We start from the raw sequence: 25,101 nt of genomic DNA, 5'->3' as shown, positions 1-25,101 counted from the left end.
TGCCGGGCGGCGACCTTGTCCCCCAGGTCACGGATGGCCTGCGGCGGCGGACCGATCCAGATCAGCCCGGCGTCCAGGACGGCCTGGGCGAACTCCGCGTTCTCCGACAGGAAGCCGTACCCGGGATGGACCGCGTCCGCCCCCGAGTCCCCGGCGGCCCTGAGGACCTTCGCGATGTCCAGATAACTGGTGGCCGGGGTGTCACCGCCCAGCGCGAACGCCTCGTCCGCCGCTCGGACATGCACAGCGTCCCGGTCCGGTTCCGCATACACGGCAACGCTCGCGATCCCGGCATCCCGGCACGCCCGGGCCACGCGGACAGCGATTTCGCCACGGTTGGCGATGAGCACCTTGCGCACGATGGACCTCCCCTGACTCCGCTCGGAGCCACAAGACTGTTCGAGCGTGCACACCCCTTCAATACGGTCCGTTGCAGAACTGGGTCAGAATCCGCAGACCCGGCGCAGTAGTTTGCGGAAGAGGAAAGACAAAGGTCAGGCCTGCGTCAAAAACCCGGACCCGACGGACGGAACCGTCGGGTCCGGAAAGGGAAGGAATCCAGCATTCCATGGGGTTTCTTTCCGCCTTCCCACAGAGTTTCAGGGCTGCCGGAAGTCGGGCCCGTCGGAGTGCGGGACCTTCGGGTGGGGTGCGGCGATTCTCAGTCGGAGCGCAGGACCTTGCGGTACCAGGGCGCGGCCCGCGCGAAATCGGTGTCGAACCCCGGGCCGGGAACACGGCGCAGATCGGACCAGAGCGGGGCGCTGTCGAAGACGTGGTCGGTGGTGAACATGTCCAGCCCCGACGCGGGCACACCGCGTTCCTCCAGGACCGCCCGGGCCTGGTCGGCGGTCAGATCCCGGTCCGGCCGGCCGACGCCGGCGCAGGCGGCCACCGCGCGCAGCAGGGCGTCCACGCGGACGGGCTCCGGGTGGGCGGCGTGATAGACGGAGGCCGTCAGGTCGGCGGCGGGGGCCAGCGCGGTCGCCACCAGCAGTCCGGCCAGCTCGGACACGGCGATCACCGACGTACGGGAGGGCCAGCCGTCCACCGTGCCGGGCAGCGTGGACAGCATCCTGGCCAGTCCCGGCACCACCCACGCGTCCCCCTCCCCGTACACCAGGTGCGGCCGCAGGACGATGCCGCCGGCCGCGAGGACGGCGTCCTCGGCGGCGGCCCGGGTCCGGGAGGTGGGCGAGCCCGGATTGCGGGTCAGTTCTCCGGGCCTGCTGCCGCGGAAGGTGCCGCGGCCGTAGACGGAGGCGGTGCTGAGCTGGACGATGCGCGCCACCCCCGCGCGGCACGCCTCCTCGACGAGGGCCGCCGTACCGCGGGCGTTGACGGCCTCGTTGGCCTCGACGTCCCCACCGATCCGCGAGGCGCAGTGGATCAGGACGTCGACGCCCTCGCACACCCCGCGCAGGGACGCGGGTTCGCTCAGGTCGGCCCGTACGACCCGGGGGCCGGAACCGGGCAGCGGGCTGCGGTGCGACATCAGCCGCAGTTCGACCGGTCGTCGCCCCGCTTCGCGGGTGACATGGCCGCCGACGAAGCCGGCCGCGCCGGTGATCAGAAGGGTGGGCACGGAACACTCTCCTCGGGATGGGACGCTCGCCAAGGGGCCCGGACGGTGGACGGGTTCAACGGCCGCGCGGGCTCAGGACGAGCTCGGCGGTGAAGACCGTCTCAGCGTGCTGCGTACCGCGCACCCGCACCAGTACGCCGCCGTCGCTGCCGTGCGGTTCGACCCGCGGTTCGATCCAGCAGGGGGCGTCGAACTCGGCGTAGCGCGCGAAGTTGCTCTTGAGGCCCAGCAGCAGCGCGTCGGGCATGCCCGACGAGACGAGGGCGGCCTGCCGGGCCGCCTCCAGCAGGACCATGCCCGGTATGTGGTCGACGGGGTGGTCGAAGAAGGTGGGGTGGGCGGTGTCGACGCGCAGTTCCCAGCGGTCACCGGGGCCGGCCGCAGGCCCCGGCTCGGCGAGCAGCACATGCCGGTCGCCGGAGTGGCCCACGGCGGCGGGATCTATCCCCGGCGGCGCGACCCGGTCGGTGGTGGTGGGGCGGCCGGCGCGCAGCCTGCGGTGGACTGCCGGACTGGTGCAGCTGAACGCGGCGCCCCCGGTGGCCAGGGCCTCTCCGTCGCGCAGCACGGTGACGTCGTAGCGCATCCCGCCGAGCACCCGGCCCCGGCGGACGATGTCGCGGCAGACGGTGCGCAGTTCGACCTCGGTGGGCACGGCGTCCGCGACGAGGAGTTCGGGGGCGGTGCTGAACGACATGTCCCACATCAGGAACTGGTGCCCGAAGGGGACGCCGAACTCGGCGTGCGCGAGCAGGGAGCCGATCTGACGGACGGACTCGATCAGCAGCATCGGGTCCTGATAGCCGCCGGACTGGGTGAAGAACGAGTGGCTGCGCGGCCATTGGGCGCTGACGTCGAAGACGTCGCGGCGGTCGGGCCCGGTGGGTTCGGCGGCGGCTTCCCAGCCGGTCAGCAGCACTTCGGAGACGGCGGCGCGATGGACGTACTCACGCGGGACCGTCGTGGTCAGCCGGGGTTGCAGAGTCCTCGCGGTGCCTCGTGGGGCCCTCGTGGCCACCGTCGCGACGTCGCTTTCGACGGACACACGGGTGGAGGTGGTGTACGACATGTACGGCACTCCTGTCTGTTTCCGAGCAGGGGGCAGCAATCCGTACGGTCGGCAGCCACCCCCCGTGGCCGACGTTCTCTTGCTCGCACAAGATACAGACATGTCTGTTCGGTTCTTCAAGTAAAGCTTTAGTATCCCTCTAGGTTCAGGCCGTCGTTACCGGTCGGTACGGCACGATCGCGCCACTTGCGCCACCGACTCGTCGAAACCGTGCAGACCTGCACGGTTAGAGCCGTGAAGCCCGGCCCGACAGGGCTCGACGGTCGGCGGTGACCTCTCGAAAACATGACCTTGGAATGGCGGAGAAGCGCACATCCACGCAGGTCAGACGAGGCTCTCAGGAGACGACGAGGGCCGACGCGCGGGGGACCAAGAACACGTTGACAATCAGACAAGTCTGTTTGCTATCGTCCTCAAGGTGAGCGTTCAGCAGTCCGTTCCGTGATGACGAGACTGTGCCTCAGGAGGAGCAGATGAATCGGCAAGCCGTGGATCTACTCGACGTCCGATCGCAGCGCAATCTCCCGCACCGCCCCACGATTCCCCACCCCGGGCGGCCGGTTGCGGCACACGCTGCCACCGACCACCCCGGCCCGCCGGCCGGCGCCCTGCGCGTCCTGGTCGTGGAGAACGACGCCAGGGCCGCCGACTCCCTGGTCCAGGGCCTGCTGCGGCAGGGGTACGCCGCGCAGAGCGTGGCCACCGGCACCAAGGCGCTCCAGGCGCACCGCGACGCCGATCTCCTGCTGCTCGACCTCGACCTGCCCGACCTGGACGGGCTGGAGGTGTGCCGGGGCATCCGGGCGGTCTGCGACACCCCGGTCATAGCCGTCACCGCGCGCGGCTCGGAGCTCGACCGGGTGCTCGGGCTGCAGGCCGGATCCGACGACTACCTGGTCAAGCCGTACGGCTTCCGTGAGTTGCTGGCCCGGATGGAGGCGGTGATGCGCCGGGTACGGCACCAGCCGGCGTCCGCCCAGGTCATCACCCACGGGCCGCTGCGCATCGATGTCGGCACCCGGGTGGCCACGCTGGACGGGGAGCCGGTGGACCTGACCCGCAAGGAGTTCGACCTGCTCCACCTGCTGGCCTCGCAGCCCGGCACCGTGATGCCGCGCCGCCAGCTCATGGCGCAGGTCTGGGACGACACCTGGTCCCACCGCGGCCGCACCATCGACACCCACGTCAGCAGCCTGCGCGGCAAGCTCGGTTCGAGCGGCTGGATCATCACCGTCCGGGGGGTCGGCTTCCGGCTCGGCCATCCGTAGTCCCGGGCGGTCGGCCGCGACCGCCCGGGGGTACCCCGGGACCGCCCCACGGGCCACCCCGCACGGCCCGCCCGACGACCGCTGAAGGAACGCTGAAGGGACGCTGAAGGACCCCGCTCGGACCGACCGAAAACCGAGCCGAACCGGAAGCGAATACTCCCGCCCCCTGGCGGCGTGCCGCCTTGCCGATACAATACAGACCAGTCGGTAAAATTCCAGCGGGCGAGAGCAAGGACCTGGCATGGCCACACAAGAGCGCGGAACGAGGTCGAGGCACTCGATCCTGGAGTCCGCGGCCCGGGTGTTCGACGAGCGCGGCTACGACGCGGCGAGCACCAACGACATCCTGGCCCGGACGGGTCTCACTCGAGGCGCGCTGTACCACCACTTCCCCTCCAAGGAAGCGATCGCGGTGGCCCTGGTGACCGCGCACAGCGAGGCACTCGTGGTGCCGGACCGGGCCGTGAAGCTCCAGGCCGTCATCGACCTGACCCTGGAGTTCGCCCAGCGCCTCCAGCACGACCCGGTACTGCGCGCGAGCGTGCGGCTCGCGGTCGAGCAGACGTCCTTCTCCCGCCCGCCGCAGACCGCGTACGAGCAGTCCGGCGCGGCCATCCTGACGCTGCTGCGGCAGGCCGAGGAGCAGGGCGAGATCCTGCCCGGCGTGGACATCAAGGAAGCCACCTCGACCATCGTCGGCGCCTTCACCGGGCTGCAGTTGATGTCGCAGGTGTACAGCAACCGCGCGGACCTGCCCGAACGCATCGGCGCGTTCTGGCGTTTCGTGCTGCCCGGCCTGGCCACTCCCGGCCTGCTCGGCCGCCTGCGCACCGTCACGACCGCGGCGCCCGAGGACGTCTGAGCCCCGCCGGCTCCCGCGGAACCCCGCCGAGCGGCCAGGCACCCCCAAGCCGCCGCCCGGGCCCGGAACCCGCCCGCGCCCCGCACCCCAGGTGCCCCGGACGCGACCACCGCCCCGGCACCCGCGCACGCGCACACACGCGCCCCGAGACTCCCGGCGCGCTCCCCACCCGTACCGCACACCATCGACGCCCCGCCGCGCCCCGTCCACGACCGTGCCGGGGCTCCGCCGCACGGGCCACGAGAACGCGGACCGGCCCCTGATCGCCGGCTGACACGGCTCCGCCCGCGCCGGGCACGGCCCGCGGAAACGCCTCAGACCCGCTCCTGCTTCCCCCGCTCCCCCGGCCGTCCGGCCCCCACGACTCCCGCGACCCCGACCGAGAACAACGGTCGCAACAGCGCCCACAGCCTCTTGGACGTCTTGGCGTCCCACCACTCGGCGTCGGTGTGCCCCAGGGTCTCCAGCCCCGCGGCGACCACCACGGCGAGGTCGGCGAGATCCTCCGGCGCGGGCACGGCGTCCCGGTGCGTGTCCGCGACGCGCCCGCGCACGAGCGTCAGCACGTCGTCGCGCAGCCGTGGCGGGCCGGCCGACCCGTCCACCGCCAACTGGATGCCGGCCCGGACGAGTTCCTCCGTCCGCAGGGCCTCGCAGAAGGCGATCAGGAGGCGCTCGGGAGCGTCCTCCACGGGGCCGCCGCCGAAGGCCTCGTCCACGAGCGCGACGACCCGCTCGTGCGCCCGCTCGTAGACGGCGGCGTTCAACTCCGCGATGGAGGAGAAGTGGTGGTAGAGAGCCCCCCGGCTCACTCCGGCCCGGCGGCAGATGTTGACCAGTCCCGCATCGGCGAGCCGGCCGTTCGCTATCAGTTCCGCCGCGGCACGGACGAGAGCCTGACGGGTCTGTTCGGACCGGGTCTGCATCAGGCTGCACCTGCCTATTCCTGCGCTTGGCATGAAGGAGCGCGCGGGTGCCCGGGGGCGCCAGCAACAACCGGAATCATACAACCATGCCTGTTTTAGTCGACAGCCCTGTGAACGCAGACCTCCATCCAATCCCCATACATTCTGCTGCTCTTGGCCATGACCTGCCTCTTGACGGCAGGGCGATCCCGTGGGCACAGCCCGCCTCGGGAGCCAGTCGACCCTTGACAATCAGACAAGTCTGTTTGTTACGTTGGCGATGGCCCCGTTGCCCGGCACCCGAGCGTCACCCGAGCGTTGAGGAGTCCGATGAGCAGCACGACCGTCCCCGCCCCGGCCCCCGTGGCCGCTTCCGTTGCCGCCTCCGCTCCCGCCGCCGCGCCGGTCGTCGGCAGCGGGTTCGGCGAAGCCCTGCACGAGGGCCTGGTCCGTGCGGCGGCCCGGATGTCCCCGCGCGGCGGCCCCGCCGGCGGCCCGGCCGGCGACACCCTGGGGATCTGGGAGACCGACGCCGTCCTCGACCGCTTCACCGCCCGCCTGTCCGCGGTACTCGCCCCCGCCGAGGCGGAGGTGCCGGCGCTGCGCGGCACGCTGACGGAGTTCGCCCGCACCGTCCTGGCGCGTGCCGCGGACGCCGCACCGACCACCTCCGCACCCCCCGCCGCGGACACGTGGCCCGCCCCCGTCGCCCCGCCGGCGGCCTCCCCCCACCAGGTGGCGTCCGCCGTCGCGCTGCTCCTGGAGTGCGCCCTGCTGCACGTCCTGGAGCACGGCATCGCGCACCGGGAGAGCGCGCTGCCCCGCGCGGTCGCGGTGGTCCGGCGCCTCGGCGAGGTGGTCCGGGACAGCGGGGAGGGGGCGTGGTCCGGCGACGACGGCCGCGGGGAGCGCCGCAGGCTGGCCCGGCAGCTCCACGACGAACTGGGCGGCGCCCTGTCCACGGCCCGCCTCAGCCTCGAAGCCGCCGCCCAGGACCCTCCGGGAACCTCGGGCCCCGCCGGTTCCCCGGACCACCTCGGCGCCCATCTCGCCACGGCCCAGCGGGCGTTGGCGGAAGCGGCCCGGCAGAACCAGGCGCTCATCGGCGGCCTGCGCCACCGGGCCGACCTGCCACCTCTGCGCGAGGCCCTGGAGGCCTTCCTCGCGGGCCCCCGCCCGCGCGCCGGTCTCGGTGTCCGGACCTCCGTCGAGGTCGTCGGGGACGAGCGGGCCCTCTCCGAGCGCTACCGGGAGGAGGCCTTCCTCGCCCTGCGTGAGGCCCTGCGCGACCGCTTGGCCCGCTCGGGCGCGCGACGGGTGGACACCGTCGTACGCGTCACCCGGCGCTGGCTCTACGCGAAGGTGACCGACGACGGCCGCGGACCCGCGGCCGGCTCCACCGAGGCCCTGCGCTCCCTGACCGACCGGATCGACGACCTCGGCGGTCGCGCGCGCGTCACCCCGGGCACCCCCGCCGGCACCCTGCTGGAGATCCATCTCCCCCTGCGCCGGCATCCCTGAGACCCCGCCCCGGGCGGCCCGAGAAAAAATTGAGAGACAGAACACACTCGGACCGGGACCGCGTATCGCCCCGGGTACCGGGCATACGGAAGAGGACCCATCGTGATCACGATGGGCCCTCTTCACTGGTGCGCGAGGGGGGAGTTGAACCCCCACGCCCTTTCGGGCACTGGAACCTGAATCCAGCGCGTCTGCCTATTCCGCCACCCGCGCATTGGGTGTGTCCTCCGGTGCCCCACCGAGTGGTGCGGCCCCTTCCGACATGCAGAAGATTAGCACGGTGGCAGGGGCGGATTCACATCGCTTTCCGGCGGCCCCGGGGGCCCCGGGGCCCGGGCCGCCCCCCCGCACGCCGGGGTCCGAGCACGTCGGCCCCACCGCACGTATCGACGAGAACCGGTTCACGTATCAACCTCGTACCGGTCCAGGCCATCTCCCCAGGAGCAGGACGGGGTGCACAGTCGGGTGCGGGACACTGGTCCCGGGCCGCCTCTACGATCCTTGGCAGGAGTAGTGCGAGGAAGAGTTCGAAAGGGCGCCTCGCAGGGAACTTCGGGAGGGGACCTCGGAAGGTGTCGACAACCGTCGACCGGGCCGACAGGGGGAACCAGCCGATTTCCCGGCGCGTGGATACGATCAGTAAGCAGTACCAGCACGACCAGGACGACAGCGGCCGACCGTACGACGCGGCGGGCCGTGCGCAGTACGGCACAGGCAGCACGCAGTACCAGGACGGCTACGAAGGAGGAGGTGCCCCATGGGAGTCCTGAAGAAATTCGAGCAGCGTCTCGAAGGTCTGGTCAACGGCACCTTCGCCAAGGTGTTCAAGTCCGAGGTCCAGCCCGTGGAGATCGCCGGAGCGCTGCAGCGCGAGTGCGACAACAACGCCACGATCTGGAACCGCGAGCGGACCGTCGTACCGAACGACTTCATCGTGGAGCTGAGCACACCGGACTTCGAGCGCCTCAGCCCGTACTCGGGCCAGCTCGGCGACGAGCTCGCCGGCATGGTGCGCGACTACGCCAAGCAGCAGCGCTACACCTTCATGGGCCCGATCAAGGTCCATCTGGAGAAGGCGGACGACCTCGACACCGGTCTGTACCGGGTGCGCAGCCGTACGCTCGCCTCCTCCACCGACCAGCAGGCGCCGGAGCGCGCCCCCGCGGGCCCCCCTCCGGCCGCCCCGCGCGGCCAGGGCGGCTACGGCTACCCGCCGGCGGCCGCTCCGCCCATGCCGTCCGCGCCGCCGCCCGGACGCCCGGGGCCCTCGCCCATGGGACAGCGGCCCGGCCCGGCCGCGGGCCCGGCACCCGGTGGCCGTATGCGGCACTGGGTCGAGATCAACGGCGCACGCCACCAGATCTCCCGCCCGACGCTGGTGCTGGGCCGCAGCACCGAAGCCGACGTGCGGATCGACGACCCCGGCGTATCCCGCCGGCACTGTGAGATCCGGACCGGAACGCCCTCGACGATCCAGGATCTCGGGTCCACCAACGGCATCGTGGTGGACGGGCAGCACACCACCCGCGCTACGCTCCGCGACGGCTCGCGGATCGTCGTGGGCAGCACCACCATCATTTACCGGCAAGCCGAAGGGTGAAGCGGGGGCAATGTCAGAGCTGACCCTCACGGTCATGCGGCTGGGTTTCCTGGCCGTACTGTGGCTGTTCGTGATCGTGGCCGTGCAGGTCATCCGCAGCGACCTGTTCGGAACGCGTGTCACACAGCGCGGCTCGCGCAGGGACGCCGCAAGGCCGCAACAGGCCGCGCGCCAGGCTGCGGCGGCACCACCGCCCCAGCGCCAGCAGGCGGCGCCGAGCGGCGGCGGCGGACGCCAGCGCCGCGGCGCCCCCACCAAACTCGTCGTCTCCGAGGGCACCCTCACGGGCACGACGGTCGCGCTCCAGGGGCAGACCATCACGCTCGGGCGCGCGCACGACAGCACCATCGTGCTGGACGACGACTACGCGTCCAGCCGCCATGCCAGGATCTACCCGGACCGGGACGGCCAGTGGATCGTCGAGGATCTCGGCTCCACCAACGGCACGTATCTCGACCGGAGCCGACTGACGACTCCCACGCCGATCCCGCTGGGTGCGCCGATCCGCATCGGCAAGACCGTCATCGAGCTGCGGAAGTAGTACGACAATGAGCGAGCGGAGCGAGCACGCAGCGGCGGTCCACACGAAGGACCCCGGCGCGCTCCCGACCGGAGGGTGGGCACCGTGCGGATGTACCCGGAGCCGACGGGCGAGGTGCGCATGAGTCTGTCACTGCGCTTCGCCGCCGGATCGCACAAAGGCATGATCCGCGAGGGCAACGAGGACTCCGGTTACGCCGGTCCCCGGCTGCTCGCGATCGCCGACGGAATGGGCGGCCAGGCCGCCGGTGAGGTCGCCTCCTCCGAGGTGATCTCCACCATCGTGGCGCTCGACGACGACGTGCCCGGCTCCGACATCCTCACCTCGCTCGGCACCGCCGTCCAGCGTGCCAACGACCAGCTCAGGATGATGGTCGAGGAGGACCCCCAGCTGGAGGGCATGGGGACCACCCTCACCGCGCTCCTGTGGACCGGCCAGCGCCTCGGTCTCGTGCACGTCGGCGACTCCCGCGCCTATCTGCTCCGGGACGGCGTCCTCACGCAGATCACCCAGGACCACACCTGGGTGCAGCGGCTCGTCGACGAGGGCCGCATCACCGAGGAGGAGGCCACCACCCACCCGCAGCGCTCCCTGCTGATGCGCGCGCTGGGCAGTGGCGACCACGTCGAGCCGGATCTCTCCATCCGTGAGGTCCGGGCCGGCGACCGCTACCTGATCTGCTCCGACGGACTCTCCGGCGTCGTCTCGCACCAGACGATGGAGGACACCCTCGCCAGCTACCAGGGCCCGCAGGAGACCGTCCAGAACCTCATCGAGCTCGCGCTGCGCGGCGGCGGCCCCGACAACATCACCGTCATCGTCGCCGACGTCCTCGACATCGACTCCGGCGACACCCTCGCCGCCCAGCTCTCCGACACCCCCGTCGTGGTGGGCGCGGTCGCCGAGAACCAGCACCAGCTGCACGACAACGGCGCCATGCAGACCCCCGCGGGCCGCGCCTCCGGTCTCGGCCGTCCGGTCCCCGGACAGGGCGGTGGCGGCGAGTTCGGACCGCCCGGCAGCGGCGACTCCGACGGCTACGCCCCCACGGGCGGCTTCGCCGACTACTCGGACGAGGACTTCGTCAAGCCGCGCGGCGGACGCAAGTGGCTGAAGAGATCCTTCTACTCCGTGCTCGCGCTCGCCGTCATCGGCGGCGGCGCGTACGGCGGTTACCGCTGGACGCAGACGCAGTACTACGTCGGCAGCAACGGCAAGCACGTCGCGCTGTACCGCGGTATCAGCCAGGACCTGGCCTGGGTCTCGCTCTCGAAGGTGGAGAAGGACCACCCCGAGATCGAACTCAAGTACCTGCCGCCGTACCAGCAGAAGCAGGTCAAGGCCACGATCGCGGAGGGCGGTCTCAGCGACGCCCGGTCCAAGATCGACGAGCTCGCCGTGCAGGCGTCCGCGTGCAGGAAGGACTCCGAGCGCCGCGCCGCCGGAACGCAGAACAACGGCAAGACCGGTACGGGCGAGGCAGGTGGGACCACGGGAACCACAACCACCTCTCTGACGTCCAAGGCCACGTCCAGCCCGACGCCGACACCGAACTCGTCGAGTTCACCGTCGTCCAACCCGTCCAAGACCGCACCCACTCCCACACCCGGCCCCAGCCTCTCCGACGAGGAGCAGAAGCTGGTCTCGCTGTGCGGTAAGCAGTAAGAAGCCGTGAGGGGCCCTGTCACACCATGAGCAGTAGTACGAACACGCCGACGCACCACACGTCGACGATCGGCTCGATCGGCACGCCGAGCCGGCGCAACACCGAGCTCGCACTGTTGGTGTTCGCCGTCGTCATCCCTGTCTTCGCCTACGCCAACGTGGGCCTGGCCATCAACGACTCGGTGCCGCCCGGCCTGCTGAGCTACGGCCTCGGACTCGGCCTGCTCGCCGGCGTCGGCCATCTCGCGGTGCGCAAGTTCGCCCCTTACGCCGACCCGCTGCTGCTGCCGCTGGCGACGCTGCTCAACGGCCTCGGCCTGGTGATGATCTGGCGCCTCGACCAGTCCAAGCTGCTCAGGTCGCTGCCCAATTTCGCTCCCGCCGCGCCCCGCCAGCTGATGTACACGGCGCTGGGCATCGGCCTGCTCGTCGCCGTGCTGATCTTCCTCAAGGACCACCGTGTCCTTCAGCGCTACACCTACATCTCCATGTTCGGCGCCCTGATCCTGCTCCTGCTGCCGCTGGTTCCGGGCCTAGGGGCCAACATCTACGGCGCCAAGATCTGGATCTCGATCCCCGGTCTGGGCACCCTCCAGCCCGGCGAGTTCGCGAAGATCATCCTCGCGGTCTTCTTCGCCGGCTACCTGATGGTCAAGCGCGACGCGCTGGCCCTCGCCAGCCGCCGCTTCATGGGCCTCTACCTGCCGCGCGGACGCGACCTCGGCCCGATCCTGGTGGTCTGGTTCGTCTCCATCCTGATCCTGGTCTTCGAGACCGACCTCGGTACCTCGCTGCTGTTCTTCGGCATGTTCGTGATCATGCTGTACGTCGCGACGGAGCGGACCAGCTGGATCGTCTTCGGTCTGCTGATGTCGGCGGTCGGCGCCGTGGGCGTGGCGAGCTTCGAACCGCACATCCAGACGCGTGTCCAGGCCTGGCTCAACCCGCTGCACGAGTACAAGCTCAGCCAGGCCGGAACCCACGACGGCATCCTCCACTCCGAGCAGGCCATGCAGGCCCTGTGGGCCTTCGGCTCCGGCGGCACGCTCGGCACCGGATGGGGCCAGGGCCACTCCGAGCTCATCCGGTTCGCCGCCAACTCCGACTTCATCCTCGCCAGCTTCGGCGAGGAACTGGGCCTGGCGGGGATCATGGCGATCCTGGTCCTCTACGGCCTGATCGCGGAGCGCGGCATCCGTACGGCGCTCGCGGCCCGCGACCCGTTCGGCAAGCTCCTCGCCGTCGGTCTCTCCGGCGGCTTCGCGCTCCAGGTCTTCGTCGTCGCGGGCGGCGTCATGGGCCTGATCCCTCTCACCGGTATGACCATGCCGTTCCTGGCCTACGGAGGCTCCTCCGTCATCGCCAACTGGGCGCTGATGGGCATCCTCATCAGGATCAGCGACACCGCCCGCCGCCCGGCCCCCGCACCCGCACCCAGCCCCGACGCCGAGATGACCCAGGTGGTCCGCCCGTGAACAAGCCCCTGCGCCGGATCGCGATCTTCTGCGGACTCCTCGTCCTCGCCCTGCTCATCCGCGACAACTACATCCAGTACGTCCAGGCGGACAGCCTGCGGACCGACACGCACAACCGCCGCGTCGCCATCGAGCGGTACGCCACTCCGCGCGGCGACATCATCGTCGACGGCAACCCGATCACCGGGGCCTCCAAGTCGGCCAAGAACGGCATCAACGACTTCGAGTACAAGCGCACCTACAAGGACGGCGCGATGTGGGCGCCCGTCACCGGGTACGCCTCCCAGGCCTTCGGAGCCACCCAGCTGGAGAGCATCGAGGACGGCATCCTCACCGGCAACGACGACCGGCTGTTCTTCCGCAACACCCTCGACATGCTCACGGGCAAGAAGAAGCAGGGCGGCAACGTCGTCACCACCCTCAACGCCGCCGCGCAGAAGGCCGCGTACCAGGGCCTCCTGAAGCAGGGCAAGGGCGCCGTCGCGGCGATCGACCCGAAGACCGGCGCGATCCTGGCGCTGGCCTCGACCCCGTCGTACGACCCGTCGACCTTCGCCGGGAACTCCACCACGACGGACAGCAGCGCCTGGAACAAGCTGCTGAAGAAGAACAACCCCGACGACCCGCTGCTCAACCGGGCGCTGCGCGAGACCTACCCGCCGGGCTCCACCTTCAAGGTGGTCACGGCGGCGGCGGCGCTCCAGGACGGGCTGTACTCGTCCGCGGACCAGAAGACGGACTCACCGCTGCCCTACACCCTGCCGGACACCAGGACCGAGCTGAAGAACGAGGGCAGCATCCCCTGCAAGAACGCGACCATGCGCATCGCGCTCCGCTACTCCTGCAACACCGTCTTCGGCAAGATCGGCGCCGACCTCGGCAAGGACAAGATGCTGTCGGAGGCCGAGAAGTTCGGCTTCAACGCCCAGCAGTTCACGCCGGTCCGCTCGAACGCCTCCGTCTTCCCCAAGTCGATGGACAAGCCGCAGACGGCGCTCAGCTCCATCGGCCAGTTCGAGACCGCCGCGACCCCGCTCCAGATGGCGATGGTCGCCTCGGCGGTCGCCAACGACGGCACGCTCATGAAGCCGTACATGGTCGACAAGCTCCAGGCCCCGAACCTGGACGTCATCTCGCAGACCGAGCCGCAGAAGCTGAGCGAGCCGCTCTCCAAGGACAACGCCCAGATCCTTCAGTCGATGATGGAGACGGTCGTCAACGAGGGCACCGGCACCAACGCCAAGATCAACGAGAACGGCGTCACGGTGGGCGGCAAGACCGGTACCGCCCAGCACGGTGTGGCCAACAGCGCGAATCCGTACGCATGGTTCATCTCGTACGCGAAGCTGGCCGACGGCAGCTCTCCGGTCGCCGTCGCCGTGGTGGTCGAGGACGAGAGCGCCAACCGGGACGACATCTCCGGTGGTGGTCTCGCCGCCCCGATCGCCAAGAGTGTGATGAAGGCAGTAATCGACAGCAAGAAGTGACCCCTGTCACGTCCCCTTCACATCGGTGCACGTTGCGATACCGGTCCTGTATCGGGTGACGGGCTCGGCCAGGTCACACAAGTCGATCCGGGTACGGTATGCCCGGACGGCACACCGCCGGACCACACATGTGTGCGGTCGGGATCGACGGAGAGGGCTGGTAGGTAGCTATGGAAGAGCCGCGTCGCCTCGGCGGCCGGTACGAGCTGGGCCAGGTGCTCGGCCGTGGTGGCATGGCGGAGGTCCATCTCGCCCATGACACCCGGCTCGGCCGCACCGTGGCGGTGAAGACGCTGCGGGCGGACCTCGCACGCGACCCGTCGTTCCAGGCCCGGTTCCGCCGGGAGGCCCAGTCGGCCGCCTCGCTCAACCATCCCGCGATCGTCGCCGTGTACGACACGGGTGAGGACTACATCGAGGGCATCTCCATCCCGTACATCGTGATGGAGTACGTGGACGGCTCCACGCTGCGTGAGCTGCTCCACTCGGGACGCAGACTGCTGCCCGAGCGGTCCATGGAGATGACCATCGGGATCCTCCAGGCCCTGGAGTACTCCCACCGGGCCGGGATCGTCCACCGCGACATCAAGCCCGCGAACGTCATGCTGACGCGCAACGGCCAGGTCAAGGTGATGGACTTCGGCATCGCCCGCGCCATGGGCGACTCCGGCATGACGATGACGCAGACGGCCGCGGTCATCGGCACCGCCCAGTACCTCTCCCCGGAGCAGGCCAAGGGCGAGCAGGTGGACGCGCGAAGCGACCTCTACTCGACCGGCTGCCTCCTCTACGAGCTGCTGACGGTCCGCCCGCCGTTCGTGGGCGACTCGCCGGTCGCGGTCGCCTACCAGCACGTACGGGAGGAGCCGCAGCCGCCGAGCGTCTTCGACCCGGAGATCACGCCCGAGATGGACGCGATCGTGCTGAAGGCGCTCGTCAAGGACCCGGACTACCGGTACCAGTCCGCCGACGAGATGCGGCAGGACATCGAGGCCTGCCTCGACGGCCAGCCGGTCGCGGCGACCGCCGCCATGGGCTCGGTCGGCTACGGCGGCTACCCGGACGACCAGGCCACCACGGCCCTGCGCTCCACGGACGCCCAGGCCACCTCCATGCTTCCCCCGATGAACCCGGACGACGGCGGATTCGCCGGCTACGACGACCGTCCGCCCCGGCGCCGCCAGCAGAAGAAGTCGAACACCTCGACGATCCTGCTGGTCGTGGCGGGAGTCCTGGTCCTCATCGGCGCGATCCTGATCGGCAAGTGGGCCTTCAGCGGCAGCAGCGACGGCAACAAGCCCTTCGCGGCCCCGAACTTCGTCGGCCAGACCCTGGGCGACGCCAAGGCGATGGCCGCCAACGTCGAACTGACGGTGACGACCACCAAGAAGCCGTGCGAGGCCCAGCCCAAGGGCAGCGTGTGCGACCAGGACCCGAAGGCCGGCGCGGACGTCAAGAAGGGCGACACCGTCGACCTGGTCGTCTCGACAGGCGCGCCGAAGGTGGTCGTGCCCGGCGTGACCGGCCAGAGCCTCGACGACGCCAAGGCGAAGCTCGAGGGCGACGGCTACCGGTTCCAGGTCAAGACGAAGACCCAGACCTCCACGGAGGACCCGAACACGGTCCTGGACCAGGACCCGAAGCTCGGTTCCGAGGTGCAGAAGGGTTCGACGATCACCCTCACCATCGCCAAGGCGCAGGAGAAGTCCACCGTGCCGGACGTGACGGGTCAGACCTGTGACGCGGCCAAGGCGCAGATGACCGCGAACAACCTGGTCGGCAACTGCACCGACGTGGAGACCGCGGACGACGCCCAGGTCGGCAAGGTCGTCTCGACCTCTCCGCAGGCGGGCAGCTCGGCCGACAAGAACTCCACGGTGAACATCCAGATCGGCAAGAAGGCCCCGAACCCGCAGAAGGACATCCCGAACGTCACGGGCCGGACCCTTCAGCAAGCCAGGCAGATCCTTCAGCAGAACGGCTTCAACAACATCCAGGTGCAGGGCGATCAGAACGACAACGCCCGCGTCATCGCACAGAACCCGCAGCAGGGCCAGGCGGACCCGAACGCGGCGATCATCCTGACCACCATCGGCGGGAACGGGAACAACGGCGGGAACGACGGCGGCACCAACTTCTTCGGCGGCGTCACCGGATAGGTGCTCCGCGGGGCCGTCGCCGCCCCTCCCGTACGACGGATCCCCGGTACCTCGTGAAGAGGTGCCGGGGATCCGTCGTGTGCGCGCCGCTCAGCCGGGACGGCCGCCCGCGCGCTACGGGCTCGGGAGCACCGGCGACCCGCCTGGTCCGCCTCGTCCGCCTGGTCCGCCTGGTCCGCCTGGTCCGCGGGCCGCGGTACGTGGGCTCAGCCCAGTTCCTTCGGCGGTGTCCGCGCGCTGTCCACCTTGTCGACGCGCTCCAGCTCGCCCCAGACGACGTAGCGGTAGCGGGACGTGTAGACCGGCGTGCAGGTCGTCAGGGTGATGTAGTGGCCCGGCTTCTTCTTGCCGGACTCCTTGGGGACCGCGCCCAGGACCTTGACGTTGTACTTCGAGGTCTCCGGGAGGATGCCGAAGACCTTGTAGACGTACCACTTGTCCTTGGTCTCGAAGACGATCGGGTCGCCCTTCTCCACCTTGTCGATGTTGTGGAACTTGGCGCCGTGGCCGTCGCGGTGCGCGGCGAGCGTGAAGTTCCCGTCCTTGCCGGTCATCGGCAGGGACGACTTGACGGGGTCCGTGTAGTAGCCGGCGACGCCGTCGTTGAGGATCTCCGTGGAGGTGCCCTTCTCGACGAGCACCTCACCGTTCTTCATGGACGGGACGTGCAGGAAGCCGATGCCGTCCTTGGTGTCCAGCGCGCCGGGGCCGTTGTCCGCCGCCGCCCAGTTGTCGCGGACCTTGTCGCCCCGCTGGTGCGCCGCCCGGTCCGCGACGACGTTCGTCCACCACAGCGAGTAGACGACGAAGAGACCGAGCACCAGGCCCGCGGTGATGAGGAGTTCACCGAAGACACTGACCGCCATCGCGACCCGGCCGGGACCACGCCGTTTCGGTGCGGGCGCCTCGGCGTCGGCGTCGGTGCGCTCGTCGTGGTCGGTCCTCGCTGCCACTGTGCATCTGCCCCGTCTGGTCTGTCTCAGGTTGTCTCGCGTGTTCTTCGCCCGAGGGGCCGGCAGCGCACCGCTGGATGCGCCTACCCCCCGACGAGAGCGTCCGGCTTGCCCTTGCTGCGCGGGCGTTCCTCGACCATCTTGCCCCACACGATCATCCGGTATTTGCTGGTGAATTCCGGCGTGCAGGTGGTCAGGGTGATGTAGCGGCCGGGCCCCGTGAAGCCGGACCCCTTGGGGACGGGGGCCAGCACACTTGTGTTCGAAGGAGACGTCACCGGCAGGATCGACGCCATCTTGTAGACGAAGTAGTCGTCCTGCGTCTCGACGACGATCGAGTCGCCCGGCTTGAGGCGGTTGATGTAGCGGAACGGTTCACCGTGTGTGTTGCGGTGGCCCGCGAGACCGAAGTTGCCCGTCTTGGCGTCCGGCATCGCCGTCTTGAGGCTGCCCTCGCCGTAGTGGCCCACCATGCCGCGGTCAAGCACCTTCGTCTTGCTCGTGCCCTCCGCGATCGGCGCGACGACGTCCAGCTTCGGGATGTGCAGGATGGCGAAGCCCTGCCCCGGCTCGAACGTCCCCGGACTCCGCCTGCCGCTCGCCCAGTCCTCCTGGAGGTGGTGCGCGGCGCTGCCGGCCTGCTGGTGCGCCCGCACGTTCGACCACCACAGCTGGTAGGTCACGAACAGCAACATCAGGACGCCGGTGGTGATGAAGGCCTCGCCGATCATCCGGCTCACCACGACCGCGGCACCGGGCTTCCTCGCCTGGGCGGCACGCCGGGCCGCGACACGGCTCAGCGGCGCCCCAGCGGCCTCCTGCGGCCCTTCCTGGGGTGTCTGTGACTCCAGGGACTCCGGAGCTCCTCCGTGGCGCCCATGGCGCCGTGCGGCCTTGCGCCGGGCCGCACGGCCCCCGGGCGCGGCCGCCACATCGTCCGCGGCGTCCGCGCGCGTCACGGGCGCGGCCATGAGCCGTGCCTGCGAGACCTCCGAGGCCCGCAGCGCCACGGTCTCGTCGTCCAGCGGCCGGGCCGCCGTCGGAGGTACGCCGTGGGCCGGGCCGGCGGCCGGCCCGGGGGAGGCCGTGGTGGCCCCGTACACGGGCGCGGACGGCGCCGCGGGCGCCGCGTACGGAGGCGCAGCCGCGGAGGCCCCGTAGGGCGGCGTGGGCTCCTGGAAGGCCGGGGTGGCCGGCATGGCCGTCGTCGGCTGCTCCGCGTACGGCTGCCGCTGCCGCGTGCCGTCGTAGCCGCCCTGGGCCGTGCCCTGCCACTGCTGCGCGTACCCGGCGGACCCGTCCCCCGCGTACTGGTGGTGGCCGGGCCACTGCTGTCCCGGCCCGGCCTGCGGCCCGGCGGTGGGGGCGGCCGGCACGGTGTGGCCGGGGGCGGGAGGTGTACGGCCGGGGGCCGTGGGGACCGGAGCGGGGACCGTGCCCGGAAGGGGGTCGGTGAGCGGGTCCGCCAGCTGCTCGATCGCGACCTCGAACGCGCCGGGCGCCCCGTACGGCTGCTGCCCGTACGAGGACCCGCCTTCTCCGGCGGCGCCGTAGGCGGCACCGGACTCGCGCTCGGGGCGCAGCGCGGTCACGCCGTGGCCCTGCCCACCACCGGGGCGAGCCCCGCCGACCTCGCCACGGCACCCTGGTCGCCACATTCCACGAGCCAGTTGGCGAGCATCCGGTGCCCGTGTTCGGTCAGCACCGACTCGGGGTGGAACTGAACGCCCTCGACCGGGAGTTCACGGTGCCTGAGACCCATGATGATCCCGTCGTGGGTGCGAGCGGTGACCTCCAGCGCGGGCGGCACGGTCTCCGGCTCGGCCGCGAGCGAGTGGTAGCGGGTCGCGGTGAAGGGGGACGGCAGCCCGGCGAAGACGCCGCTGCCCTCGTGCTCCACCAGCGAGGTCTTGCCGTGCAGCAGTTCCGGCGCACGGTCCACGACCCCGCCGTACGCCACCTGCATCGACTGCATACCGAGGCAGACACCGAAGACGGGCACCCCGGTGTCCGCGCAGTGGCGGACCATCTCGACGCAGACGCCGGCCTGCTCGGGAGCGCCCGGGCCGGGCGACAGGAGCACCCCGTCGAACCCGTCCTGGGCGTGCGCGGTCGACACCTCGTCGTTGCGCAGCACCTCGCACTCGGCGCCCAGCTGGTACAGGTACTGGACCAGGTTGAAGACGAAGCTGTCGTAGTTGTCGACGACGAGGATCCGCGCGCTCACTGGTTGTTCACCGTCACATCGTTGAAGGGGAGCAGCGGTTCGGCCCAGGGGAAGACGTACTGGAAGAGCACGTAGACCACCGCCAGGACCAGCACGAGTGAAATGAGCGCCTTCACCCACACGTTCCCCGGCAGATGCCGCCAGATGAAGCCGTACATGCCGTCCCTTCCGTCGCACCACGGCGTCAGAGCCACGCCCCGCACCACCGGACCCACGCCGTACGGGACCAGACTAACGGCGGAGCGCCCCCGGTTTCCCAGCCTCCACTGGCTGTGTGGAATCCAGGTGTGCCCAGACGATCAGCCGATGGCTGTGCCCCCACTCCGGTTCGCAGGTGGTCAGCGTCAGGTAGCGGCCCGGAGCCGTATACCCGGACTTACGTGGCACAGGGTCGATCACCTCAACGTCCGTGGGCACGGTTTTGTATGGGCCTTTGTCGATCCGATACGTGAACCAGGTCGTCCCGTCGGTCAGCACCACCGCGTCGCCGCGTCGCAGCCTCGGAAAGTCCTTGAGCGGGTCGCCGTACGTCCGCCGGTGTCCCGCGACGGCGAAGTTCCCCGTCTGCCCCAGCTGGGCCGTCCCCCGGTAGTGACCGAGCCCTTTCTTCAGGACACTCGTTCCGGTGCCTTCGAGCACGGGCTTGTTCCACGTGAAACCAAGCCGCGGGATGTACATCACCGCGAAGGGCCTGCCGTACGTATAGGAGGGCGGGGGCTTCGGGCTCCCGGGCGCCGGGGAGGCGGTGGGTGTCCTCGGCTGCTGCGCGAGTGTCCCCTTCGACCACTGCCGCTGGAGCTGGTCGATCTGGTGGTCCATCTCGCTGTCGGCCTTCACGCCCGTCCAGAACAGCACGTAGACCACGAAGAGCACGATCAGCGTGCCGACGGTGATGCAGAGCTCGCTCAACGTCCTGACGACCACTCGCACCGACACAGGCCCCCCAGCGGCAGCGGCTCCGGCTACTCCACAGGCTTCGCGTAGTGGAGATCCACTGTGCCCGAGTAGCCGGGAAGAGTCACCGTCCCGTTGTCCTCGACTTTCCAGCCGAGCCCGTAGACGTTGACGTACACCATGTAGTTCTGGATCGCCGGGGAGTCCGCCAGCGCCTTCTTGAGCTTCTGCGGGTCACCGACCGCGGTGATCTTGTACGGGGGTGAGTAGACGCGTCCCTGGAGGATCAGCGTGTTGCCCACACAGCGCACGGCGCTGGTGGAGATCAGCCGCTGGTCCATCACCTTGATGCCCTGGGCGCCGCCCAGCCACAGGGCGTTCACCACGGCCTGGAGGTCCTGCTGGTGGATGACCAGATAGTCGGGCTGCGGCTCGGGGTAGCCGGGCAGCTTGGCGGTGGCGTTCGGCGGGGCGTCGTTGAGGGTGACCGTGACGGCCTTGCCCTTGAGCGGCTGGGTGCCCGCCTTCTTCTCCAGCGCGGCGACCTGGTCGCTCTCGGCCTTGCTGCCGCCGTTCTCCCGCCCGGCGAGGGCGTCGACCTGGTCGCGCAACGCGCCGTTGGAGTCGTCGAGCGACGCGTTCTTGTGACTGCGCTCCTGAATCAGGTCGGAGAGCTTCAGCAGGGACGAGTCGGTACGGATATTGGTGCCTTTGGCCGTGTTGAAGCTGGTGAAGAAAATGAGCCCGGCGAGGGCGAAGACGGCCACGGTGAGCACGCGAACGGGCCGGAAACGGCGCGTATCGGCAGGACTGGAACCCGTCCCTGGGGAGTCGGCAGAATTGCTCAACGTACCCTTATCTCCTTCGGCGCCGCGGAAGCACTACGCTAACGGACGCCCGGGGGAGCGCTCAGTGTCCCCTTGTACGCTGCCCCGGAGCCCGCCCCAGTTCCCTGCGCGGCCACGCAGCGCATCGACAGGAGAGACCCTCGTGCCGAAGTCACGTATCCGCAAGAAGGCCGACTACACGCCACCCCAGGCGAAGCAGACGACCAACATCAAGCTCACCAACCGCGGCTGGGTCGCACCGGTCATGCTGGCCATGTTCCTCATCGGCCTCGCCTGGATCGTCGTCTTCTACGTGACGGACGGCTCGCTGCCGATCGACGCGCTGGACAACTGGAACATCGTGGTCGGTTTCGGCTTCATCGCGGCCGGATTCGGCGTCTCCACGCAGTGGAAGTAGCGCTCCGCGACCGACGCTCCAGCAGCTTTCGGGCAGCTCTCCCCAGGGCTATCCACTGAGTTATCCACAACTGTTTTCCACAGGTGGAAAAAGAACGACGATCTGTGGATAACTCATCCAGGGTTGACGCCGGTGTGACTGGCCTACCGGGATCCGCAAACCTGTTCGCCCCCTGTCCGACCTGGGAAAACTCGGGTCAGCGACAGGGGGCACAGCTGTTCCCGCACAGCGTGCACAAGATCCGCCACCGTCTGTGGACAACAACCGTCGCAGCGACGGCTCAGGTGAGCTGAGCGGTCCTGACCAGCGTCGCGGCCACCACCGCGACGAGCACCAGCGCGCACACCCCGTACTGGACGAGGGCCCGCCGCTCACGCGGGGCGTGGACCATCGCGTAGCCGACGACGACACCGCCGACGAGGCCGCCGATGTGGGCCTGCCAGGAGATGCCGAACGCGGGGGTGAAGGTGAAGATCAGGTTGACCACCAGCAGGCCGATCAACGGGCGCATGTCGTAGTTGAGCCGGCGCATGAGAACCCCGGTCGCGCCGAAGAGGCCGAAGATCGCGCCGGAGGCGCCGAGCGACGGCTGGTTCGGGGCGGCCAGGAGATAGGTGAGCGCGCTGCCGGCCAATCCCGAGACGAAGTACAGCGCCAGGTAGCGGGCCCGGCCGAGGGCCGCCTCCAGGGGGCCGCCGATCCACCACAGGCTGAGCATGTTGAACAGGATGTGGACGTAGTTGCCGTGCAGGAACATCGACGTCAGCAGCCGGTACCACTGGCCTTCCGCGATGCCCTCGACCGAGCCGAGAACCGGGACGTACGCCCGCCCGATGAGGTCGAGACTGTCGGTGAAGCGGTCGCCCACGGCCTGCTTGACGAGGAAGAGGGCGAGGTTGATCCCGATCAGGATCTTGGTGAGGAGCCGCGGGTCCGCGGCGACGGTGCCGCCCGCCAGCGTGCGCGGCTGGGAGGCGGCCGGCGGGTGTCCCGTACCGGAGCCGCCCCGGACGCATTCGGGGCACTGGAAGCCGACGGAGGCGCTGACCATGCATTCGGGGCAGATCGGGCGCTCGCAGCGGCTACAGCGCACGCCGGTCTCGCGGTCCGGGTGCCGGTAGCAGGTCGGCACGCTCTGGGCATCCTGCGATCCCTGGTCCTTCGGGCCCTGTGGGCTGCCTGGTGCCTGCTCCATGGGATCCCCTCAATCGGTCGTACGCACTGCATCGCCCCGCCCATCCTTACGGATGAACGGGGCGTTTGGTTCCCTGCGGGGGTTCCCGGGGCCCTCGGGCCGCCGTGCTCAGCCCCGACGGGTCCCGACGCTCAGCTCTGGCGGGTCTCGACGACGACCGACTCGATGACGACGTCGTTGACCGGACGGTCGGTGCGCGGGTTGGTCTGGGTGCCCGCGATGGCGTCCACGATCTTCTGGCTGGCCGGGTCGGCGACCTCACCGAAGATGGTGTGCTTGCGGGTCAGCCACGCCGTCGGGGAGACGGTGATGAAGAACTGCGAGCCGTTGGTGCCCGGGCCGGCGTTGGCCATGGCGAGCAGATACGGCTTGTCGAAGGCGAGCTCGGGGTGGAACTCGTCCTCGAACTGGTAGCCCGGGCCACCGGTGCCGTTGCCGAGCGGGTCACCGCCCTGGATCATGAATCCGCTGATCACCCGGTGGAAGACCGTGCCGTCGTAGAGCTTGTCCGTGGACTTCGCACCCGTCTCCGGGTTGACCCACTCCCGCTCACCCGTGGCGAGCTCGACGAAGTTCCGGACCGTCTTGGGCGCGTGGTTCGGCAGGAGCCGGACTTCGATGTCGCCTTGGTTGGTCTTCAGGGTGGCGTAAAGCTGCTCGGCCACGATCTGCCTTCCGTTGCCTTCTTTTGACCCCCCGATCCTCGCACGGACCGGGCCCCTAGTCGCCCGACCGCCACCTCCGGGCGAACATCCCGTCCCCCCTCTTGCGGAAAACGCGTCGGGTCCTCCCGCGGGCGGCGCCGGGAGCGCCGATCCGTGGCAGGGTCGGCGACAGGACCCTGTTGCCCCGTATGCCCTATCTCGCATGCCCCGCGGTCGCGCGAGGGGCATGATCTCGAAAAGGGTGGAAAGGTGGACTGTGCCTGTTTGGGGTACTCGAAAGCCCAAGTACGCCACCGAGGAGGAGGAAAACCCGTGACCCGCATTGACAGCGTGCGCGCCGCTACCGGCTCGGCGAAGGACAGCGTGCTGCACGCCGCGGAAGTGGTGGCGCCTTACGCCGACACGGCCAAGGACCGGGCCTCGCACTACGCGAACGAGGCACGCGTACGGCTCGCGCCCAAGATGTCGCTGGCCGCAGAGCAGGCCCGCGTGCAGTACGACGCCCATCTCGCGCCGCGTCTCGAGCAGGCGCGCACCCATGTGCCGCCGAAGGTCGACCACGCCGCCTACACGGCCGCAGTCCGCACCCGCCAGGCGGCGCACCAGGCCGCCGACTACACCAAGCCGAGAATCGAGCAGGCCGTGGCCGCGGCCCAGCCGGTACGGGAGGAGGCCGCGGCGCGGGGTGCGGCGGCGCTGGCCGCACTGCGCGGACAGGTCTCCCCCAAGGAGATCGAGAAGCTGGTCCGCAAGCACCGGCGGCGGGCGAAGGCCGGCCGTGCCGTCAAGGGACTCGCCGTCCTGGGGCTTCTGGCAGGCGGCGCGTACGCCGCCTGGAAGTGGTGGGACAAGCAGGCCAATCCTGACTGGCTGGTCGAGCCGCCCGCCGCGACGGAGGTGCCCGAGCCGGGCCACCTGACAGCGGTCGACGGCAGCGGCCGGCCCGACCTCGACCCCGAGGTCCAGGCCAAGCAGGCCGAGGAGGAAGCGGCGAAGCGCGACGACCGCCACTGATTCCTGGAGCGGAACACCAACAACGCCGTGGGGCAGGAGACTTGAGGGTCTCCTGCCCCACGGCGTTGTTTCACGTGGAACAGGACGGAACCACGGCATCCGTCGCACCAGGGGCGGCGGGGAAGGCGGCCGGCACGGTAGCGGGGAAGGCGCCCGTTTACGGATTCCGTCCGCGATGACGTTTGCAACGGCCTTCGTGCACAACATCCACACAGACCCTCTTCACGGTGCGCATTGCCCCGATTACACGTCTCTGCTTGCGCCAGTTCACGCACGGCTCCGACAATCGGGCCCGACCTCCCGTGAAGCGCGCGAGCACCCGCGCGACGGGTCACGACACCTCCCGGACCCCGTCTATTTGCGCAAACAAATGCAACGACTGCGAACGGGACCCTGTGACGCAGGTCACCATGGACGCCCAAAGCGGGGCATACGAAAACCGGCCGGTCACCGTGAAGGTGTCCGGCCGGTCCAGGGTGTGGAGCCTAGGGGAGTCGAACCCCTGACATCTGCCATGCAAAGACAGCGCTCTACCAACTGAGCTAAGGCCCCTGAAGAGAAGCGTCCGGCCGGTTGATTCGGATGCCGACCGACGCCGGGAACCAGAGTACCGGGTCACCCCCCGTATCTCGCAAAAAGATTGGGGGTCCCCGTGGGCGACCACTCTCCGTAAGATGCTCGACGTGGGTGGGGGGACGGGAACACGGGGTTGGGGGTGGGCTTGGGGGTAGGCAAGGAGGCCGCCCACCAATAAGAAACCGCCACAGACCC

The 25,101-nt window shown here is 69.9% G+C and carries 24 protein-coding genes and 2 tRNA genes; 12 read left to right on the top strand and 14 right to left on the bottom strand.

Annotated elements, in window-relative coordinates:
* The 3 genes from ACFV2J_RS07890 to ACFV2J_RS07880 all read right to left on the bottom strand — a co-directional run.
* A partial coding sequence (locus tag ACFV2J_RS07890) for a biotin carboxylase N-terminal domain-containing protein (RefSeq protein WP_385437703.1) occupies positions 1 to 359 on the bottom strand: 359 nt, incomplete at its 3' end.
* 302 nt (positions 360 to 661) lie between these two features.
* Positions 662 to 1,585: an NAD-dependent epimerase/dehydratase family protein gene (locus ACFV2J_RS07885; RefSeq protein ID WP_385095366.1), complete on the bottom strand. Its 924-nt coding sequence runs from the start codon at positions 1,583 to 1,585 to the stop codon at positions 662 to 664.
* A 55-nt stretch (positions 1,586 to 1,640) separates the two neighbouring features.
* A complete protein-coding gene (locus tag ACFV2J_RS07880; protein ID WP_385095361.1) occupies positions 1,641 to 2,654 on the bottom strand; it encodes a ScbA/BarX family gamma-butyrolactone biosynthesis protein in 1,014 nt (337 codons plus the stop codon).
* Between the two features lie 473 nt (positions 2,655 to 3,127).
* On the opposite strand from ACFV2J_RS07880, the gene ACFV2J_RS07875 reads away from it, so the two are divergent.
* Together ACFV2J_RS07875 and ACFV2J_RS07870 are read left to right on the top strand one after the other, a co-directional pair.
* Entirely contained in the window at positions 3,128 to 3,922 is a 795-nt protein-coding gene (locus ACFV2J_RS07875; RefSeq protein ID WP_385095357.1) for a response regulator transcription factor, read from the top strand.
* 241 nt (positions 3,923 to 4,163) lie between these two features.
* Complete coding sequence (locus ACFV2J_RS07870; protein WP_385095353.1) at positions 4,164 to 4,784, top strand: ScbR family autoregulator-binding transcription factor; 621 nt, start codon at positions 4,164 to 4,166, stop codon at positions 4,782 to 4,784.
* 314 nt (positions 4,785 to 5,098) lie between these two features.
* On the opposite strand, the gene ACFV2J_RS07865 is transcribed toward ACFV2J_RS07870, so the two are convergent.
* Complete coding sequence (locus tag ACFV2J_RS07865) at positions 5,099 to 5,710, bottom strand: TetR family transcriptional regulator (protein WP_385095350.1); 612 nt, start codon at positions 5,708 to 5,710, stop codon at positions 5,099 to 5,101.
* Between the two features lie 309 nt (positions 5,711 to 6,019).
* On the opposite strand from ACFV2J_RS07865, the gene ACFV2J_RS07860 reads away from it, so the two are divergent.
* On the top strand, positions 6,020 to 7,210 hold the full coding sequence (locus ACFV2J_RS07860) for a sensor histidine kinase (protein WP_385437699.1): 1,191 nt from the start codon (positions 6,020 to 6,022) through the stop codon (positions 7,208 to 7,210).
* A gap of 126 nt (positions 7,211 to 7,336) precedes the next feature.
* Here the strand turns inward: ACFV2J_RS07860 and ACFV2J_RS07855 are convergent.
* A tRNA-Leu gene (locus ACFV2J_RS07855) sits at positions 7,337 to 7,423 on the bottom strand.
* 413 nt (positions 7,424 to 7,836) lie between these two features.
* On the opposite strand from ACFV2J_RS07855, the gene ACFV2J_RS07850 reads away from it, so the two are divergent.
* The 7 genes from ACFV2J_RS07850 to pknB all read left to right on the top strand — a co-directional run bounded on the left by ACFV2J_RS07850 (position 7,837) and on the right by pknB (position 16,137).
* Entirely contained in the window at positions 7,837 to 7,980 is a 144-nt protein-coding gene (locus ACFV2J_RS07850) for a hypothetical protein (RefSeq protein ID WP_153289598.1), read from the top strand.
* Complete coding sequence (locus tag ACFV2J_RS07845) at positions 7,968 to 8,810, top strand: FhaA domain-containing protein (protein WP_385086955.1); 843 nt, start codon at positions 7,968 to 7,970, stop codon at positions 8,808 to 8,810. Before ACFV2J_RS07850 ends, ACFV2J_RS07845 begins: the two co-directional genes overlap by 13 nt.
* A 10-nt stretch (positions 8,811 to 8,820) precedes the next feature.
* Positions 8,821 to 9,351: an FHA domain-containing protein gene (locus ACFV2J_RS07840; RefSeq protein ID WP_385086952.1), complete on the top strand. Its 531-nt coding sequence runs from the start codon at positions 8,821 to 8,823 to the stop codon at positions 9,349 to 9,351.
* A gap of 120 nt (positions 9,352 to 9,471) precedes the next feature.
* Positions 9,472 to 11,016: a Stp1/IreP family PP2C-type Ser/Thr phosphatase gene (locus ACFV2J_RS07835; protein WP_385086949.1), complete on the top strand. Its 1,545-nt coding sequence runs from the start codon at positions 9,472 to 9,474 to the stop codon at positions 11,014 to 11,016.
* Between the two features lie 26 nt (positions 11,017 to 11,042).
* Positions 11,043 to 12,491, top strand: coding sequence for an FtsW/RodA/SpoVE family cell cycle protein (locus ACFV2J_RS07830; protein WP_168529074.1), 1,449 nt, complete (start codon positions 11,043 to 11,045; stop codon positions 12,489 to 12,491).
* A complete protein-coding gene (locus ACFV2J_RS07825) occupies positions 12,488 to 13,978 on the top strand; it encodes a peptidoglycan D,D-transpeptidase FtsI family protein (protein ID WP_385086945.1) in 1,491 nt (496 codons plus the stop codon). Before ACFV2J_RS07830 ends, ACFV2J_RS07825 begins: the two co-directional genes overlap by 4 nt.
* Before the next feature lie 170 nt (positions 13,979 to 14,148).
* Positions 14,149 to 16,137 (top strand): Stk1 family PASTA domain-containing Ser/Thr kinase, encoded by a 1,989-nt coding sequence (gene pknB / locus ACFV2J_RS07820; protein WP_385086942.1) that lies wholly within the window; start codon positions 14,149 to 14,151, stop codon positions 16,135 to 16,137.
* A 206-nt stretch (positions 16,138 to 16,343) separates the two neighbouring features.
* Here pknB and ACFV2J_RS07815 read toward each other — a convergent pair whose 3' ends face one another.
* From ACFV2J_RS07815 to ACFV2J_RS07790, 6 genes are all read right to left on the bottom strand, one after another.
* On the bottom strand, positions 16,344 to 17,090 hold the full coding sequence (locus ACFV2J_RS07815; RefSeq protein ID WP_385086939.1) for a class E sortase: 747 nt from the start codon (positions 17,088 to 17,090) through the stop codon (positions 16,344 to 16,346).
* Positions 17,091 to 17,173: 83 nt separating this feature from the next.
* Positions 17,174 to 18,682 carry a class E sortase gene (locus tag ACFV2J_RS07810; RefSeq protein WP_385086936.1) on the bottom strand — a complete coding sequence of 503 codons (1,509 nt, stop codon included), beginning with the start codon at positions 18,680 to 18,682 and terminating at the stop codon, positions 17,174 to 17,176.
* Complete coding sequence (locus tag ACFV2J_RS07805) at positions 18,679 to 19,317, bottom strand: aminodeoxychorismate/anthranilate synthase component II (protein ID WP_385086933.1); 639 nt, start codon at positions 19,315 to 19,317, stop codon at positions 18,679 to 18,681. The genes ACFV2J_RS07810 and ACFV2J_RS07805 overlap by 4 nt, the downstream gene beginning before the upstream one ends.
* Entirely contained in the window at positions 19,314 to 19,511 is a 198-nt protein-coding gene (locus ACFV2J_RS07800; protein WP_385086930.1) for a hypothetical protein, read from the bottom strand. The genes ACFV2J_RS07805 and ACFV2J_RS07800 overlap by 4 nt, the downstream gene beginning before the upstream one ends.
* Positions 19,512 to 19,548: 37 nt before the next feature.
* Positions 19,549 to 20,247 (bottom strand): class E sortase, encoded by a 699-nt coding sequence (locus tag ACFV2J_RS07795; protein WP_385086961.1) that lies wholly within the window; start codon positions 20,245 to 20,247, stop codon positions 19,549 to 19,551.
* Positions 20,248 to 20,279: 32 nt separating this feature from the next.
* Positions 20,280 to 21,059 carry a DUF881 domain-containing protein gene (locus tag ACFV2J_RS07790; protein WP_385086927.1) on the bottom strand — a complete coding sequence of 260 codons (780 nt, stop codon included), beginning with the start codon at positions 21,057 to 21,059 and terminating at the stop codon, positions 20,280 to 20,282.
* Positions 21,060 to 21,201: 142 nt separating this feature from the next.
* Here ACFV2J_RS07790 and crgA point away from each other — a divergent pair, with 142 nt between their 5' ends.
* Positions 21,202 to 21,456: a cell division protein CrgA gene (gene crgA / locus ACFV2J_RS07785; protein ID WP_385086925.1), complete on the top strand. Its 255-nt coding sequence runs from the start codon at positions 21,202 to 21,204 to the stop codon at positions 21,454 to 21,456.
* Between the two features lie 280 nt (positions 21,457 to 21,736).
* Here crgA and ACFV2J_RS07780 read toward each other — a convergent pair whose 3' ends face one another.
* Together ACFV2J_RS07780 and ACFV2J_RS07775 are read right to left on the bottom strand one after the other, a co-directional pair.
* Positions 21,737 to 22,651, bottom strand: a complete 915-nt coding sequence (locus ACFV2J_RS07780; RefSeq protein WP_385086922.1) for a rhomboid family intramembrane serine protease — start codon at positions 22,649 to 22,651, stop codon at positions 21,737 to 21,739.
* Between the two features lie 131 nt (positions 22,652 to 22,782).
* Positions 22,783 to 23,316: a peptidylprolyl isomerase gene (locus tag ACFV2J_RS07775; RefSeq protein ID WP_385086919.1), complete on the bottom strand. Its 534-nt coding sequence runs from the start codon at positions 23,314 to 23,316 to the stop codon at positions 22,783 to 22,785.
* Positions 23,317 to 23,628: 312 nt separating this feature from the next.
* Here ACFV2J_RS07775 and ACFV2J_RS07770 point away from each other — a divergent pair, with 312 nt between their 5' ends.
* Positions 23,629 to 24,330: a DUF5324 family protein gene (locus ACFV2J_RS07770; RefSeq protein ID WP_385086916.1), complete on the top strand. Its 702-nt coding sequence runs from the start codon at positions 23,629 to 23,631 to the stop codon at positions 24,328 to 24,330.
* Between the two features lie 479 nt (positions 24,331 to 24,809).
* Here ACFV2J_RS07770 and ACFV2J_RS07765 read toward each other — a convergent pair.
* Positions 24,810 to 24,882, bottom strand: a tRNA-Ala gene (locus tag ACFV2J_RS07765).
* Between the last annotated feature and the right edge of the window lie 219 nt (positions 24,883 to 25,101).

The organism is Streptomyces sp. NPDC059668 (genome assembly GCF_042734135.1).
Classification (GTDB): Bacteria; Actinomycetota; Actinomycetes; order Streptomycetales; family Streptomycetaceae; genus Streptomyces.
Note: the sequence above shows the minus strand (reverse complement) of the source record. Positions and strands in the feature narration are given on the sequence as shown.

Coding starts and splice junctions, on each gene's coding strand:
- ACFV2J_RS07880 (WP_385095361.1), bottom strand. CDS start 2,654: ATGTCGTACACCACCTCCACCCGTGTGTCCGTCGAAAGCGACGTCGCG.
- ACFV2J_RS07875 (WP_385095357.1), top strand. CDS start 3,128: ATGAATCGGCAAGCCGTGGATCTACTCGACGTCCGATCGCAGCGCAAT.
- ACFV2J_RS07870 (WP_385095353.1), top strand. CDS start 4,164: ATGGCCACACAAGAGCGCGGAACGAGGTCGAGGCACTCGATCCTGGAG.
- ACFV2J_RS07865 (WP_385095350.1), bottom strand. CDS start 5,710: ATGCAGACCCGGTCCGAACAGACCCGTCAGGCTCTCGTCCGTGCCGCG.
- ACFV2J_RS07860 (WP_385437699.1), top strand. CDS start 6,020: ATGAGCAGCACGACCGTCCCCGCCCCGGCCCCCGTGGCCGCTTCCGTT.
- ACFV2J_RS07845 (WP_385086955.1), top strand. CDS start 7,968: ATGGGAGTCCTGAAGAAATTCGAGCAGCGTCTCGAAGGTCTGGTCAAC.
- ACFV2J_RS07840 (WP_385086952.1), top strand. CDS start 8,821: ATGTCAGAGCTGACCCTCACGGTCATGCGGCTGGGTTTCCTGGCCGTA.
- ACFV2J_RS07835 (WP_385086949.1), top strand. CDS start 9,472: ATGAGTCTGTCACTGCGCTTCGCCGCCGGATCGCACAAAGGCATGATC.
- ACFV2J_RS07830 (WP_168529074.1), top strand. CDS start 11,043: ATGAGCAGTAGTACGAACACGCCGACGCACCACACGTCGACGATCGGC.
- pknB (WP_385086942.1), top strand. CDS start 14,149: ATGGAAGAGCCGCGTCGCCTCGGCGGCCGGTACGAGCTGGGCCAGGTG.
- ACFV2J_RS07780 (WP_385086922.1), bottom strand. CDS start 22,651: ATGGAGCAGGCACCAGGCAGCCCACAGGGCCCGAAGGACCAGGGATCG.